At 63.0% G+C, this 15,647-nt stretch carries 14 protein-coding genes; 8 read left to right on the forward strand and 6 right to left on the reverse strand.

Annotation, left to right across the window (positions count from 1 at the left end; all coding sequences use genetic code 11):
- The first annotated feature begins 122 nt into the window (after positions 1 to 122).
- From KIH45_RS13435 to KIH45_RS13455, 5 genes are read left to right on the forward strand one after another with little or no spacing between them, the layout of a single operon-like run.
- Entirely contained in the window at positions 123 to 2,486 is a 2,364-nt protein-coding gene (locus tag KIH45_RS13435) for a glycosyltransferase family 4 protein (RefSeq protein WP_213176554.1), read from the forward strand.
- The gene (locus KIH45_RS13440) at positions 2,440 to 3,744 is read left to right on the forward strand and encodes a glycoside hydrolase family 130 protein (protein ID WP_225899916.1); all 1,305 of its coding nucleotides are present in this window, start codon (positions 2,440 to 2,442) and stop codon (positions 3,742 to 3,744) included. The genes KIH45_RS13435 and KIH45_RS13440 overlap by 47 nt, the downstream gene beginning before the upstream one ends.
- Positions 3,745 to 3,748: 4 nt before the next feature.
- Entirely contained in the window at positions 3,749 to 4,786 is a 1,038-nt protein-coding gene (locus KIH45_RS13445; protein WP_213176556.1) for a mannose-1-phosphate guanylyltransferase, read from the forward strand.
- A complete protein-coding gene (locus tag KIH45_RS13450; RefSeq protein WP_213176557.1) occupies positions 4,783 to 5,589 on the forward strand; it encodes a class I mannose-6-phosphate isomerase in 807 nt (268 codons plus the stop codon). Before KIH45_RS13445 ends, KIH45_RS13450 begins: the two co-directional genes overlap by 4 nt.
- A 41-nt stretch (positions 5,590 to 5,630) precedes the next feature.
- Complete coding sequence (locus tag KIH45_RS13455) at positions 5,631 to 6,071, forward strand: DUF2721 domain-containing protein (RefSeq protein ID WP_213176558.1); 441 nt, start codon at positions 5,631 to 5,633, stop codon at positions 6,069 to 6,071.
- Here KIH45_RS13455 and KIH45_RS13460 read toward each other — a convergent pair.
- The 4 genes from KIH45_RS13460 to KIH45_RS13475 form a co-directional block, all read right to left on the reverse strand.
- Entirely contained in the window at positions 6,068 to 6,364 is a 297-nt protein-coding gene (locus KIH45_RS13460; RefSeq protein ID WP_213176559.1) for a polyhydroxyalkanoic acid system family protein, read from the reverse strand. The two genes, KIH45_RS13455 and KIH45_RS13460, sit on opposite strands and share 4 nt — an antisense overlap.
- 1 nt (position 6,365) lies before the next feature.
- Positions 6,366 to 7,211, reverse strand: coding sequence for a hypothetical protein (locus KIH45_RS13465; RefSeq protein ID WP_213176560.1), 846 nt, complete (start codon positions 7,209 to 7,211; stop codon positions 6,366 to 6,368).
- Between the two features lie 11 nt (positions 7,212 to 7,222).
- Positions 7,223 to 8,452 (reverse strand): toxic anion resistance protein, encoded by a 1,230-nt coding sequence (locus KIH45_RS13470; protein WP_420481940.1) that lies wholly within the window; start codon positions 8,450 to 8,452, stop codon positions 7,223 to 7,225.
- A gap of 72 nt (positions 8,453 to 8,524) precedes the next feature.
- A complete protein-coding gene (locus KIH45_RS13475) occupies positions 8,525 to 9,625 on the reverse strand; it encodes a transporter substrate-binding domain-containing protein (RefSeq protein ID WP_213176561.1) in 1,101 nt (366 codons plus the stop codon).
- A gap of 124 nt (positions 9,626 to 9,749) precedes the next feature.
- Here KIH45_RS13475 and KIH45_RS13480 point away from each other — a divergent pair, with 124 nt between their 5' ends.
- Entirely contained in the window at positions 9,750 to 9,881 is a 132-nt protein-coding gene (locus tag KIH45_RS13480) for an Entericidin EcnA/B family protein (RefSeq protein WP_213176562.1), read from the forward strand.
- Between the two features lie 34 nt (positions 9,882 to 9,915).
- Here KIH45_RS13480 and KIH45_RS13485 read toward each other — a convergent pair whose 3' ends face one another.
- Positions 9,916 to 11,532, reverse strand: coding sequence for a peptide ABC transporter substrate-binding protein (locus KIH45_RS13485; RefSeq protein ID WP_213176563.1), 1,617 nt, complete (start codon positions 11,530 to 11,532; stop codon positions 9,916 to 9,918).
- 45 nt (positions 11,533 to 11,577) lie between these two features.
- Entirely contained in the window at positions 11,578 to 13,443 is a 1,866-nt protein-coding gene (locus KIH45_RS13490; RefSeq protein ID WP_213176564.1) for a glycoside hydrolase family 15 protein, read from the reverse strand.
- Positions 13,444 to 13,596: 153 nt separating this feature from the next.
- Here KIH45_RS13490 and KIH45_RS13495 point away from each other — a divergent pair, with 153 nt between their 5' ends.
- Positions 13,597 to 15,168, forward strand: a complete 1,572-nt coding sequence (locus KIH45_RS13495) for a DUF389 domain-containing protein (RefSeq protein WP_225899917.1) — start codon at positions 13,597 to 13,599, stop codon at positions 15,166 to 15,168.
- A gap of 16 nt (positions 15,169 to 15,184) precedes the next feature.
- A complete protein-coding gene (locus KIH45_RS13500; protein ID WP_213176566.1) occupies positions 15,185 to 15,580 on the forward strand; it encodes an MAPEG family protein in 396 nt (131 codons plus the stop codon).
- Positions 15,581 to 15,647 lie beyond the last annotated feature (67 nt).

Raw genomic sequence — 15,647 nt, forward strand, 5'->3', positions numbered from 1 at the left:
TTTGCTCGTGTTACGTTTCGGACGAATCGTCGTTACCGAACAGACATCTTTGCAATTGCGAAGGAACTGTCGGTGCGCTCGGGGGTTGCCTTCCGGTATGCCCCGATAACGCGAGGAAACCCATGTCGGATGATCGCAGCCCGCACGAAAACAATCCTGCCGACACTGGCGGGGCGGGTGCATCAGACGTCGTATCCCTATTCCCTGGACAGGCTGCGGAACACACGCTGGGCCGCGTTGCCGTCGTCGGCACTTATGTCCCGCGCAGATGCGGCATTGCGACCTTCACCTCCGACCTCGTCGAACAACTTGGCCGCTATCATGGCGAACTGGAAGTTGACGTCCATGCGCTGGTCGATGCGAACGACCCACTGGAATACGAAGGTGTCGCCCGCGAAATCGTGCAGGACGATGCCGAAGGCTATCGCCGCGCCGCGCAGGCCATCAACGACAGCAGGGCCGACGTCGTCTGGCTGCAGCACGAATACGGCATCTTCGGGGGCGAATGCGGAGAAATGGTCTGCGACTTCGTGGACCGCATTGCCGCCCCGATCATCCTGACGCTGCATACCGTGCTGGCCGAACCCGGTGACAAGCAGCGCGAAATTCTGGCCCACCTGCTGTCGCGCGCGGCGCAGGTCATGGTCATGTCCGAACACTCGGCAGACCTGCTCGCCCGCCTGTACGGCACGGGGCGGGAGCGTCTGACCGTCATCCCGCACGGCGCGCCCGATCGCCCCTTCGGACGGCAGGACCAGTTCAAGGCGCAACTTGGCCTGTCCGATCGCCCTGTCCTGATGACGTTCGGTCTGCTCGGCCCTGGCAAGGGTATCGAAACCGTGATCGAGGCGCTGCCTGCAATCGCCGATCACCATCCCGACGTGGTCTATCGCATCGTCGGCGCGACGCACCCGAACCTCGTTGCCGAACATGGCGAGAGCTACCGCGAAGGCCTGAAAGACCTTGCCGCGCAGCTTGGGGTTGCCGAGCGGATCGAATGGGTGGACCGCTTTCTCGACACGCCCGAACTGCTCGATCAGCTTGAGGCGTGCGACATTTACCTGACGCCCTATCCCAACCTCCAGCAGTCGACTTCGGGTACGCTCAGTTATGCCGTGGCACTGGGCAAGGCCGTGGTGTCGACGCCCTATATCCACGCCCGCGAACTCCTCTCCGGCGGCATGGGTCAGCTTTTCGAACCCGGCTCCTCTCGGGCGGTGGCCGAGGCCGTGAATGGCCTTCTCGACCGGCCCGAGGCGCTGGCTGCGATGCAACGCCGTGCTTATGAAAAGGGACGCGAGACGATCTGGCCCCGCTTTGCTGATGCCGCGGCCACTCTGGTTGAAAAGTGCCTCGGCGATCAGCGCCCTGTCGCCTCGCGCCTGTTCGCGGTGCCCGGCATGGGCGGCGTTACCGGCATGTGCGACGATGTCGGCATGATCCAGCATGCCATCGGCACCGTGCCCGATCGCAGCCACGGCTATTGCCTTGACGACAATGCCCGTGCGCTGATGCTGATGAACATGACCGGCCGGATGGAAGTGCGCGAGGCGGACAAGTACGCCGCGATGTTCGCGTCCTTCGTCCAGCACGCCTTCGATCCCGCGCAGGGCAAGTTCCGCAACTTCATGGCTTACGATCGGACGTGGTCCGAAGATTGCGGTTCCGACGATTCCAACGGTCGCGCTATCTGGGCATTGGGCCACACCGCTTCTCGTGGACGGACCGAGGACTTGCGCTGGTGGGCCCGCGGCCTGTTCGACGAGGCGCTGGCAGGCTTTGCCGACATCGATTCCCCGCGCGCCGTCGCCTTTGCCATGTTGGGCGCGGTCGGCAGGCTTGAGGGCGAAAGGGACCATGCAGGCGCCATTGCCCTGCTGCAGCGGGGCGGGACCATGCTCCATAGCCTGCTGGAAGAATCGCGCCGTCCCGACTGGGCCTGGTTCGAATGCGTGCTCGGCTATGACAATCCGCGCCTGTCGCAGGCCCTGATCGAAGCTGGCCGCGCACTTGACCGCCCTGAATGGCTGGCATCGGGCCTGTCCTCGCTGCGCTGGATTGCAGAGCAGCAGACTTCGGCGCAGGGCAACTTCCGCGCCGTGGGGTCGGAAAGCTTCCACCAACCGCACGAAGTGCTGCCTTTCGACCAGCAGCCGTTGGAGGCCCAGGCCGCCGTCGATGCTGCGACAACCGCCTTCCGCGCAACGCAGGACCGTTTCTGGTACGACCACGCAACCACCGCATACCGCTGGTTCTTTGGCGACAACGATCGCAACGTCGTTCTTGCCGACCTGGCCAGCGGACGTTGCCGCGACGGGATCACCCCGCGCGGGGCGAACCGCAATTGCGGTGCGGAATCCATTTTGGCATTTCAGCTTGCCCACTACGCCGTGGTAGCGCTGGCACATGTGCAGCGAGCCGAGTCGTCCGGAGAAGTCATTGAGAACCAGCGATTACCCCGACAGCCCGCTACGCATTTCAGATGAGCGGCTGTACGCAGACCCTTCGCGGGTCGTCCTTCGCCCCTTCCACCTGGGATGGCAGGCCCGAACGGCAGATGGGAACCGCGCGGCAAAGCTGATCGAGGACATCGCCGGGTTGAGCGAGGAACAGGCGGGTATCGAATACCGCCGCGTCCAGCACGATTTCGCCGAGCGCCACTGGCAGACAGAGAACATGTTTCTCGAACGTTATGCCGAGGTCGAGGAAGTGCTCGGCCTCGATGGCTCGCGCTTTTCCGACATGCGGCGCAAGTTGATCGGCAGCTATTTCTGCCACGAATATACTTACGCCGCCGCCGCGTTGATGAACCCGTCGATCGTGCCGCATCCCGACCAGTCGGGCATGTCAGGAGATTCCTGCCGCTTCGTCATGTCGCTGCGCGCGGTGGGTGAGGGGCACATCTCCTCGATCGCATTTCGCGAAGGCATCCTCGAACCCGGTGGCAATTTCGAGCTATGGCCGCAGTCCACATTCGCAACGGCTGCCGACAGCGCGGTGGCTGAAGTGGCCGGCGATAACGCCGTCACCGTCTATCGCCATGCCGATTCCAGCCTTTCCAACACCGTGATTTTTCCGGTGACCGAACAGCAGGCCGGCGGGCTGGAGGACCTGCGTCTTGTGCGCTTTGACCACGGCGACGGCGATTACGAATGGATCGGTACCTACACCGCCTATTCGGGCCGGTCGATCCGTTCCGAGCTGATGAGAACCTGTGATTTCAAGAGCTTCACGCTCGAGGCAATTCAGGGGAAGGCGGGGCGCAATAAGGGTATGGCGCTGTTTCCTCAGAAGATCGGCGGGCAGTACGTGATGGTCGGACGGCAGGACGGGAAGAACCTGTTCCTGCTGCGATCCGACGACTTGTCGTGCTGGGACGACGAGGGCGAACTGCTGATGGGGCCGAAGTATCCGTGGGAATTCATCCAGATCGGCAATTGCGGCAGCCCGATCCTGACCGATCATGGCTGGCTGCTGTTCACCCACGGTGTCGGCGCGATGCGCAAGTACGCGCTGGGCTGCGCTTTGCTGGACCGCGACGATCCTTCAAAGGTGCTGGCACGCAGCAAGGCGCCCGTACTGACCGCAGAGGACGACGACCGGTCGGGATATGTGCCCAACGTGGTCTATACCTGCGGCGCGCTGAAGATGGGTGAGGATATTCTCGTGCCCTATGGCATTTCCGATAGCGCGGTTGGCTTTGCGACCTGTACAGTCGATGAAATAATGCAGATCATGGAGTAGGATAGTGGCTTCGCATTTGGTCCCGGTTGTCCTGTGTGGCGGAAGCGGGACCCGTCTATGGCCCCGTTCGCGGGCATCGCGTCCCAAGCCTTTCATTCCGCTGGTCGATGAAGAGCCGTTGTTCATCTCGACGCTGAAGCGCTGTGCGGACCCCGATATGTTCGGGGCACCGGTCGTCGTGACCGGTAGCGCGCATCTCGAACATGTCGAAGCGCAGCTGGATGCCGCAGACGGGACCGTGATCGTCGAACCGATGGCTCGCAACACAGCGGCGGCCATCGCGCTGGCCGCGTGCCGGCTGGACGAAGACGATATCATGCTGGTCTGCCCGAGCGATCATCACATTGCCGATTGCGATGCGTTCAATGCGGCGGCTTCCCGTGCCCGCGAACTGGCGAGCGAGGGCTGGCTGGTGGCTTTCGGCATCACGCCCGACGCGCCTGAAACCGGGTTTGGCTACCTGAAGCAAGGGGACGAGATCGGCGGCGGCGCATGGGCCATCGAACGCTTTGTCGAAAAGCCCGATCGCGCGCGGGCAGAGGCTTTCCTGGACGAGGGTGGGTATAGCTGGAACGGCGGCCTCTTCGCCTTCCGCGCCGGCACGTTCATGGACGAACTTACCGCTCATCGCCCGCAGATCGCGCAAAAGGCGCGTGAAGCTGTGAGCGCAGGGCACGGCGAAGGACGTCGCTTCTATCCCGAGGCCAAGGCCTTTGCCGAGATCGAGAGCGAGAGCGTCGACTACGCGGTCATGGAAAACACCGGCAAGGCCGCGATGGTACCGGTCGCCATGGGCTGGTCCGACATCGGCAATTGGCAGGCGCTTCGCGAAGCGCGCGAATGCGACGGCGACGGGAATGTCGCGCGAGGCCGGGTCGAACTGGTCGACTGCCGCAATGTCATGGTCGACAGCGACGGACCGCGTGTCTCCGTCATCGGGCTGGAGGACGTGATCGTGGTCGTCGACGGGGACGACATCCTCGTAACCACGGCCGACGGTGCCCAGAAGGTCGGCAAGCTTGCGGGAGCATGCTCGCAATGAGCGCGGTCCTGCCCACGATCTCGGTCGAAAAGCCGTGGGGCAAGGATACCCTGCCGCCGCCGTTCTCCGCGCCTGAAGGCCAGCGGATCGGCGAGATCTGGTTCGAACCGCCTGAGGCGCTTCCCGACCTGCTCGTCAAATATATCTTCACCAGCGAAAAGCTGTCGGTGCAGGTCCACCCCGACGATGACCAGTCCGAAGCGGTGGGGCTTGGCCGGCAGGGCAAGTCGGAATGCTGGTACGTGATCGACGCCGAACCGGGCGCGACGCTGGGTGTCGGCTTTGCCAGCGATCTCGATGCAGACACGATGCGCGCTGCCTCGCTGGACGGCAGCATCGAGGACATGCTCGTCTGGCACGAGGTAAAAGCGGGCGACTTCTTTTACATCCCGGCCAACACCGTCCACGCCATCGGCGCAGGCGTCAGCCTGATCGAGGTTCAGCAGAACAGCGACATCACCTACCGCCTTTACGACTATGGCCGCCCGCGCGAACTGCACCTTGAAGAAGGCATGGCGGTGGCGAAGGGCGAACCTTACGACATGGGCCTGCACCAGATGGTGCCGGATGGCGGCACGATGCGGCTGGTCGAAGGGCCGTTCTTCCTGCTCGACAAGGTTGAGGGGCCGGTCGAACCCGCGATCGCCGGCGATTACCCCGGCGCACTGCTGGTCATCCCGCGCAGCGAAGGCGTCAGCGTTGCGGGCAAGGCAGTTGCCGTGGGCGAATGCGCCTTGGCCGACGACATCCAGTGCGTGGAGATAGCGGACGATGCGACCGCACTGTTGACGCGGGGCTGTTGAGCCCGCTTTCCCGAAGGCATCGGTGCGGTTAGAACGGGCGCATGATCGTTCAGACCATCCAGCTTGCACTCGCGCCGGTGTTCGTGCTCGTCGCCATCGGCAACATCCTCAACATGATGGCATCGCGGCTTTCGCGCGTGGTCGACCGTACGCGCGAAATGCAGGTCGCCTTCCGCGAGAGCGAGGGCGAGGAACACGATGCCAGCGTCCGCGAACTGCGCATGCTGGCGCGCCGCACGACGCTGATCGGGCGGGCGCAACTGATGATGGTGCTGTCCGCGATCACCATCGGGATCACGGTCGTGCTGATTTTTTCCAGCCAGTTCCTGCAGGCCGCCACCGAACCGGCAGTCGCAACTGCCTTTGCGCTGGCCATTGGCCTGCTTCTGGCAGGCCTTATCCTGTTCCTGATGGAAACGCGGGTGGCGTCGGAACAGCTGCGCGTTCCGCTCGCCTATCTGGAACTGGACCGCGACCTTTAACTCAGCAGTTTGCGGCCCTTCTGTTCGATCGCGCCGGAGATCATCGGTTCCACGAAGGACAGCGCAAACGGCAGGTCGATCGTGAAGACGACGGCCTCGTCCTCGATGTCGACGTTGCCGGTCATTTCCTGACCCATCGCGCGGATCGTCATGATCATGCGATCTTCGCTGGCCCAGCTGGTCTCGATTTCGGCCATTCCGCCGGGGACCAGGTTGGTCATCGAATCCTGTTTGTCGTCGAGGCGACGGCGCACCTCCGCCTTGGGGAGGGAGTGCGGCACGGCTACGCGCATGTCAGTTATCCTTGGGAGTGGGTTCAGATGTCAGGGGATCGGTCTCGCCCAGCGCCTTGGGCGCAGGAGAAACCGGAGGCAGCGCCGGATCGGGCGCGCCGGGAGAAGGCAGGGCGGGCGTTTCGTCCATCGCGCTGCCGTACTTGTAGTCGAGATAGCGGGTCCGCACCGCCAGCGCATCGAGATCGCCTTCGGCCAGTTGCCGCGTCACGGTATCGATCTCGCGGCTGATGCTCTTCAGGCTTTCGGTCACCTGGCTATCGGGCGTGCTGCCGGCGCTGTCCTGCGACCGCAAGTGGCGCGGGATCTTGGTGTAGCTCGACACGACTTCGGGCAGGTCGCGGGTGACGAGATTGCGCACCGAAACCGCGGCGGGCGTATTTTCGTCCAGTCCCTGAAGCTGCACGCCAAGTCCGTCGAGCTGCACGCCGATCTGGTCGACGAGCGTCACGGCAGGCGCGGGCAGGGCAGGGCGCTGGTGTTCGAGCCACAGTTCGGTCTTCGCAACGTTCTGCTGCAAGTCGCCGCGCGACAGGGTGGCCGCCTTGGGCACCTTGATCTTGGGATACCTGCTCAGCACCCAGACCGCGACGACCGCCAACAGGACCGTGATGAACAGTCCTTCAAAGCCCAGCGCGCTGACGAACAGGCCGAAGCCCATCGCGGCCACGACAATGGCGGCAATCGCGATGAAGATACGCTTCAGCTTGGTGGCTGCGTGCTCTTTCTTAAGGCGCGCCGAGCCTGCCCCGATGGACCCGCGGTGATAACCGCCGGTGCGGTTCACCGCGAGGCTGGTGCGGGCCCCATCCATGATGCGGGAGGTATCGTGAGTGCTGTCGGCCATCGCGCTCGTGCTCAGCTATCCAGGCTCAGCAGCGGGTTCGACTGCGCCTCAACCTGCGCCTTGGCCGCGCCCTCTGCACGGGCGATATAGCCGCGCGAACGCTCTACCTCGTCCGACAGGGTGTCGACTGTCTGCTTCATGGAATCGAGCGCCTTCAGCTTGAAAGTGTCGATGGTGTCCATCGTGTCGTAGATGTTCTGGAAGGCGCGCTGCAGCGTTTCCAGCGGGATCGTGCTGGACGCGGCCTGTTCGTGGATCTTGCCGGTCTGGTCGCGCAGCATCGTGCTGGTGGAATCGATGATGCCCGCCGTCGTGTCGTTCAACGCCGTGATCTGGCCGAGGACGAGCTTCTGGTTGGTCATTGCCTGCGCAACGGTGACCGCGGTGCGCAGGGCCGACACGGTCGTCGTGCTGGCGCGGTCGACGCCCTTCACCAGTTCGACGTTGTTCTTCTTCACAAGGTCCAGCGCGAGGTAACCCTGAACGCTGACCGCCATCTGCGTCAGCAGGTCCTGCGTGCGCTGGCGGGTGTAGAACAGTGCAGATTCGCGGATCGCCTTGGCCTTGGCCGGATCGGTCGCATCCAGGTCGTTCGCCGCTTCTTCAAGCTTGCTGTCGAGCGTCTTGGAGATGTGGATCATCTGTTCCAGTTTGCCCATCGCTTCCCACAGCTTCTGGCGTTCCACGTCGATGGCGGCATTGTCCATCAGCAGTTCGTCCTTGCCGCTGGCAAGGCGGCCAAGGATCGCCTGAATGTGGCCCTGCGCGCTGGTGTAGCTGTCGAAATAGCCCTTCAGCTTGTTGCCGAAGGGGATGATGCCGAACAGCTTGCGGCCCGTCAGCTTGCCCTTGCGGCCCGGATCGAGATCTTCGACCGTCTGGCGCAGTTCGGTAAGGTCCGCGCCGATGCCGCTGTCCGCGTCCATCGCGCGCACCGGACGGTCGAGGAAACGGTTCGACATCGACGATGCCGCCATGATCTCCTTGCGGCCCATGCTGGTCAGCTGGTCGACCTTCTTGCCGAATTCGGGCGAATTCGCATCCTGCGCGATCAGGTCCGACACGAAGATGTCGACTTTCGCTTCCAGCTTGGACTTCGTCTCTTCCTCGACCGGGACGAGGCCAGCGGCCTTTTCAGGCTTTACGTCCGGAACGGGGCTGGGTGCTTCCAGCGTGAGTTCGGTTGCGGTCGCAGTTGCGGTCGGCTGTTCTGCCATGGTCATCCCGTGTTTGAAGGGCATGTCCGCCCTTGTGGTTCATTGACTGTATTAGCTATGTAAGACACGTAATTCAAGGACTGCCGGACGTATACTTCAGTCGGCCTGCCCCAGTTGCTGTGTAATGTGGGCCAGCCACTTGTCGCTTTCGATATGGCGTAGCAGCGCGATGTTGACGTTTTCGCGAAGCGGGCTGCTTTCGGGAAGGGCGATGCCGTAGTCTTGCCGCCCGAACGATCCGGGCAAAACGCGCAAGTCGCCCTGATTTCCGCGGCCGACCGAATAGCGCAGCAGCGGATCGTCGTGCACGAAAGCATCGATCTCTCCGCTGGCCAATGCCTGCAACCCGCCGGACACTTCGGAAAAGCCGGTGGAGGCAATGCCGTCACGGGCCAGCCATTCCTCGCCCGCCGAATCCATGACGGAGCCAACGCGCACGCCGTCGAGGTCGCCCGGCCCCGTGACCGCGCCTTCCAGCCGGTCCGCCGTCAGCGACGATGCGATCATGCCGGTGATGGTCGAAATGATCAGCAGGGCCGTGAACATCCAGATCAGCGCGACGATCTTGCCAGCCGGAGTGCGCGGCGCCTTGTCTCCATAACCCACGGTGGTCATCGTGACGGCGGCGAACCAGAAACCCGATCCGATGCCCTTGGCGTCTTCGGCAAATTCGTCGGAATTACGCTTCCGCTCGGCCAGCCAGAACAGGACGCCCACCACGGTCAGCATGGCAACCAGAACGGCCAGGGTCTTCAGGAAATCCCACGAAAAGAACTTGCCGATCAGCGTGAAATAGGAGGTCGGTTCCTTGCGCACCGCTATGCCAAAGCCGGTGGCATAGAACGGGTGGCTGAAATCCACGTCCTGTTCGCGGGCCTGCGTAATGGTGAGCGCACCGACACTGGCGTCGTAATCGCCCGCAGCGACGCCGCCGATCATGTCGTTGAGGTCTGCTTCCTCGAAATTGTATTCATAGCCATTGGCGTCCGCGACTGCGCGCCATAGTTCGATGGCCAGCCCTTCCCAACGGCCATCATCGCCCTTCATCGCAAAAGGCGGAGCCTCTCGCGTGGCGATGCGCATCTGGTCGCCATCCTGCGCCGCTGCGACAGTGGGAGAGAGGAGGGCGAGAAAGGCCAGCAAGGCGGCAAGAATTGCGGGCAAGCTGCGGCCAGAGGGGCTCGTCGTGCGATCCATGCCGCGATCATGCCGCAAACAGAAGGGGTTGCAAGCCCGCCGGTTCATCTGCCCGCAATGAATGTTCCGTGAAATGGCGATCCGGCCTATAGTCGGCCACCATTTCACGAAGAGAACACGAACCATGATCCGCAAAATCGCAACCGGTGCCGCACTTGCTGCCGTCGTCCTCGGCCTTACGGCCTGCAACACCGTCAAGGGCCTCGGCGAAGACATCGGCTCGGTCGGCCGCGCCGGCGAAGAAGCCATCAACTGATCGGTTGTTATCAGGCCATCGTGGTTCGGGCCGGTCATTCCGGCTTGAACCACATGTCCTGATAGGAATGCATGTTCATCGGGCGCGCCACCACGCCCCCGCCCCTTTCCTGCACGAGATAGTTTCGCTGGCGCCAGTACATCGGGATAACCGGTACTTCGTCCGCGATCAGGTCCTCCGCCTGTTGGGACAGGGCCAGCTGCGCTTCGCGTGTGGGAGCGGTCTTGATCCTCGCGATCAGGCTGTCGAACTGCGGATTGCTCCACTGCATGGCGTTATAGGTGCTGCCCGTCACGAAACTGTCGATGAACGTGGTCGGATAGGCGTAGTTTGCGGCCCAGGCGGCATAGCTGATGTCGAAGTCGTGCGAATTCAGGCTGTCGAGGTAGACTTTCCATTCCTGGTTGTAGATCGCGACCTCGATGCCGAGGTTCTTCTTCCACATGAACTGGGTCACTTCGGCCAGCTTGCGGTGATCCTCGCTTGAAATGGTCAGAAGCTCGGTCGGCGGGAAACCTTGGCCGTCAGGGTATCCAGCCTCTGCCAGCAATTCGCGCGCGCGTTCGGGGTCGAAAAGCGGCGCCGTGCTGCGCGCATATCTCGGGATGCCCTGCGGCACGACACCACTTGCGGGTGCAGAACCGCTTTTCAGCACTTTTTCCGTCAGGGTTTCCCGGTCGATGGCAAGCGACAGTGCCTTGCGTACCCGCGGATCCTTCAGCGCGCCTTTCTGCGTGTTGATGGCAAGGTAGGTCGTGGCCAGAATCGGATGGCTGTGGACGAGGTCGGGGTATCTCTCTTTCAGCGCCGGAAACTTGCCCATCTGCATCGCGGCCGTCATGTGCAGCTGGTTGCCGAAGAACATCGTCGTTTCGGTCTGCGCGTTTTCGACCGGCAGAAAGCGGATGCCGTTCAGCGTGACGTTGTCGGCGTCCCAGTATTGCGGATTCTTTTCCAGTTCGACGTACTGGTTCGTGCGCCACTCCTTCAGCGTGAAGGCGCCGTTGCACACGAACTTGCCGGGCACGGCCCAGTCGTTGCGGCGATCGTCGATCGCGCCATTCGCCTCGATCGCGGCCCGCTGGACCGGGCTGTATCCGTAATTCCTGACGAGCTGGAGAAAGAAGGGGGTGGGGCCGACCAGTTCGACCTCCAGCGTGGAGGCATCTATGGCACGCACCCCCACCGTCGAGAAATCGTCCGTCTTACCTTTGTTGAAGGCTTCTGCCCCTTTGATGAAATAGAGAAGTTCCGGATAGGAGGCGCCGAGTGCGGGGGTCAGGGCCCGTTTCCAGCTGAATACGAAATCCTGTGCGGTGACTGGCGTTCCGTCGGACCATTTGCCTTCGGGCTGAAGCTTGAAGGTCCATGTAATCAGGTCGTCCGAGGACCATGATGCCGCCGCACCGGGCGCGACGTCCATGTCATCGGTAGGATGCGGGCGGACAAGCCCTTCGCATATCGAATTGCCGATACGCGATTCCGGCGTTGCCGCATCGGTATGCGGGTCCAGCGTCTTGGGTTCGGCCTGGTTGCCGACAAGCAGGATGCCCTGTTCAGCCGCGATGTCTGCCGTCGTCTTGCCCGATCCACATGCGCCCAGCGCAAAGCTTGCCACGGCCAGAAGGGCCGCGCCGGTCGATAGCTTCATTCCCCGATCCCCCCAGATCGAAGCGCGCGCCGCGCAAAGGCTGTGTTAGCGGTACTCGTTCCAGCTCTTCGTCAGCATGACCGCGCAGTTGATGATCCCCACAAGTGAATAGGTCTGCGGGTAGTTACCCCACAACTCAAGGCTCTTGGGATCGATGTCTTCGCTCAACATCCCTGCACCCGTTCGGCGGTCGAGCATCACCTCGAAAAGGCGGCGCGCTTCCTCGGCCTGTCCGGTCAGCGACAGCGCCTCGATCAGCCAGAAGGTCGCGACGTTGAACGCGGTGTGCGGCACGCCGAAATCGTCCTTGCTGTCATAACGCAGCATGTGATCGCCCCGACGCAGCGACTTTTCGACCACTTTCAGCGTCGAATGGATCTTGGGATCGTCCTTGGAGATGAACCTCAGGTCCAGAAGCTGGATGATCGAGGCATCGCGCATGTTGCCGCCGAAAGTGGAGGAGATAAGCCCTTCTTCCTCGTTCCAGCTCTTTTCCATGATCTCTGCCCGAAGCCGCGCGGCGTTTTCGCGCCAGTATTTCTCGCGGTCCTCGATGCCCAGTTCCTGCGCGGCATGGGCCAGCCGGTCGCAGGCGGCCCAGCACATCGCGGCCGAATAGGTGTGCACGTGGCTGGAATTGCGCAGTTCCCACAGCCCTGCGTCGGGCTGGTCCCAGACGGACAGCGCACGCTCGCCCACCTTTTCCAGTTGGCGGAAATCTTCCACCCCGCTCATGCGCAGGAGGCGGCGGTCGGCAAAGGCCTGAGCGCTGGACAGGACGATCTGGCCATAGGCGTCGTGCTGGATCTGGAACCATGCGGCATTGCCGATGCGAACCGGCCCCATGCCGCGATAACCGGCAAGATGCTCTGCCTCGCCCTCGGGCAGTTCGGGATTGCCGCGCACGTCGAACATCGGGTGGATGTGCCCGCCGTTCGCATTGTCGACGATGTTGCGCAAGAACCCCAGGTAGCTTTCCAGCACGTCCAGCGCACCGATACGGTTCAATGCCTGCACCGTGTAATAGGAATCGCGGATCCAGCAGTAGCGATAGTCCCAGTTCCGCCCGGAATCGGCATGTTCGGGGATCGAGGTCGTCAGTGCCGCGACGATCGCGCCGGTATCTTCATGCTGGCACAGTTTCAGGCCGATGGCGGCGCGGATGACGGCGTCCTGCCACTCGAACGGAATCGCAAGCCCTCGCACCCAGTGGCGCCATTCCTTGGCCGTGCGCGACAGCATGTCGCCGATACCGCTTTCCAGGCTGGTCGAGAAACTTTCATCCGGCCCGAAGAAGAAGTGGAGCTGACGCTCGACGCGGAATGCCGTTTCCTGCTGAACAAGGCCGATGGGCGCATCGGTCGTCAGCCGCATCGTCATGGCCGGAATCTTGAAGGTGATGTGGCTGGACCCGAAACTGCGTTCGGGAACTTGTGCGCCGTATTCCGCCGAAGGGCGCAGCGCCATGCGGATGCGCGGGCTGCCGCTGAGCGGGCGGACGACGCGCACGAAGGCGACGGGGCGATAGATGCGGCCCTTGTCGCGATAGCGCGGACAGAAATCGAGCACTTCCAGGGAATTGCCGTGATCGTCGGCGTAAGTCGTCTTCAGGATCGGCGTGTTGCGAATATATTCCTGCGCAACGACCCCGCCGCCTTCCATGTCGATCGACCAGAAGCCGATCGCGTCTTCCTTGCTGCGCCCGTTGTCGAGAAGCGAGCAGAACACCGGATCGCCATCGACGCGCGGGATGCAGGCCCAGGTGAACGTGCCGTGCCGGTCGACCAGCGCCGATGCCTGGCAATTGCCGATGGGCCAGAGTTCGAGATTGGCATAGTCGCCAAGGTGGGCGGGATGTTCTGGCGAGCGGCCCTGAGCCGGGCTCTGCGGGTCATGATTCGGCTGTGTCATCCGGTCTCAGTTTAGGAACAAGGGGGCCGCTGTGAAGGGCGGGCTGCGAAAATTTTGCATTGCACAACGGTGGGCCGTTCTCGACAGGCGGTCGGCATTCGTTAAAACGGCGACAGGACAAGCGCGGGCATGAACCCGCCGCATGGAAGGTCGATGGTAGAACAGGCAGATGCCGCGCGCCGCGCGAAGACAAGTTTCATGGGCGTCCTGCTGTCGCTGAGGCTATGGTGGCGACATTCGGTCATCAACACGGTCGACCAGAATACCGTGATCGAGAACCGCCGCGAGGAAGCGGTGATTTCTGCCCGTTACATGTTCATGCTGGCCATGTCGGCGGGCATCGCGGTGCTGGGCCTGCTGCTGTCGTCACCGGCCGTCGTCATCGGCGCGATGCTTCTGTCGCCGCTCATGGGCCCGATCATGGGGCTGGGTTTTGCGCTGGCCACGGGCGACTATGGCTGGATGCGAAAGTCCCTGCGCGCACTGGCCGTGGGGACGGTGCTGGCCGTGCTGTTCACTGCGCTGATCGTTGCGATCTCGCCCTTGCAGACGGTGACGCCCGAAATCGCGGCCCGCACGCGGCCCAACCTGTTCGACTTGTTCATCGCGTTCTTTTCCGCACTTGCCGGTGCCTATGCGATGATCCGCGGGCGCGAAGGCACGGTTGTCGGTGTTGCCATCGCAACCGCCTTGATGCCGCCGATCGCGGTTGTCGGTTTTGGTCTGGCGACGCTTAACTGGACGGTCTTTTCAGGCGCGCTGCTGCTGTATTTCACCAACCTCATCACCATTGCGCTTACCGCGATGATGATGGCGCGGCTCTACGGCTTTCACACCCAGCTTTCGGACAAGCAGACGCGTTTGCAGGACGTGCTCGTCATCATCGCCTTTGCTGGCCTCGCGGTGCCGCTCGGTCTGTCGCTGGTATCGATCGCGAAGGAATCGAACGCGCAGCGGCTTGCCAATACGGCCATTCTCGACAGCTTTCCGGGACGGGCCCGTATCTCGCAGATAGACATCGACTTTGACGCCGAACCCATCGCGGTGTCGGCCACGGTCCTGACGCCCGAACTGCGTTCCGGTGCAGAGGAAGCCGTGACCCGCCGTCTTGCCCGCATCATGGAGGCACCCGTCGCCCTGACACTCGACCAGTTCGAGGTCGGGACCAGCGCAACAGCGGCCGAACAGGCCGAACTGAACGCGGCCCGTGCGCGCGAGCAGGCGGCCAACGACCGCGAGGTGCGCGATCTTGTCGGGCGACTGGCGCTGATTTCGGGCGTGCGGGAATCCGACGTCTTCGTCGACCGCGAGGCGCGCCGCGCGCAAGTTACTGCCGTACCGTTGCCGGGGGCGAAGCTGGCGACTTACGCCGCGCTTGAGGCGCGCATCGCGCAAAGCGTGCCGCGCTGGCAGGTCACGCTCCTGCCACCCGCAGGCCCGCTGCCCGACGTTCGGACCGAGGCTCCGGCAGCGGGTGAGGACGGCGTTGTGCCCGAAGGCCGCGTCCTGACGACAGAGGGGCAAGTCGCCGTCGACCTGATCGCGTGGTCGGCGCAGCGCATCAACGCGCCTGTGCGCATTGTCGGCGGGGCAGGGGACATCGCGCCGGTCCGCGCGGCGCTGGAAGAAAAGCAGGTGCCTGTCGTTATCGAGGAACAGGGACGCGACAGCGGACTTGTAAGGACAGCGTGGGCAACCCCCGACACCCTCACGCCCGAAGAGTGATGGCAGGAGAATAGTGATGGCGATCGAGATCCGGATACTCGTCTATGCGGCGATCCTGCTGCTGGTGCATATTTTCACGGCGGTACACTTCAAGACGAAACAGTACGGGACGAAGTGGAACACCGGCGCGCGGGACGAGGATCTGCCGCCAGCGAACCCTATCGTCGGCCGGCTGGAACGCGCGCGCGACAATTATCAGGAAACGCTGCCCATCGCGATCATCGGCCTGCTGGGCGTGGTGGTCGCTGGCAAGACGAGCGATTTGACCGCGCTGGGCGGCTGGATCTGGCTGGGCGCGCGGATCGTCTACCTGCCGCTTTACTGGGCAGGCATTCCGGTTGTGCGGACGCTGGTATTTCTCGTCAGCATGATCGGCCTGATCATGGTGATCTGGCCGCTTCTCTGGGGCTGATCCGGGGGCGGGATACCGGCCGGAGAGATCGAGGCGGCCCTACGTGGGGCCGCCCCTCCTCTCCAAC

This window comes from Croceicoccus gelatinilyticus (assembly GCF_018398395.1).
GTDB lineage: Bacteria > Pseudomonadota > Alphaproteobacteria > Sphingomonadales > Sphingomonadaceae > Croceicoccus > Croceicoccus gelatinilyticus.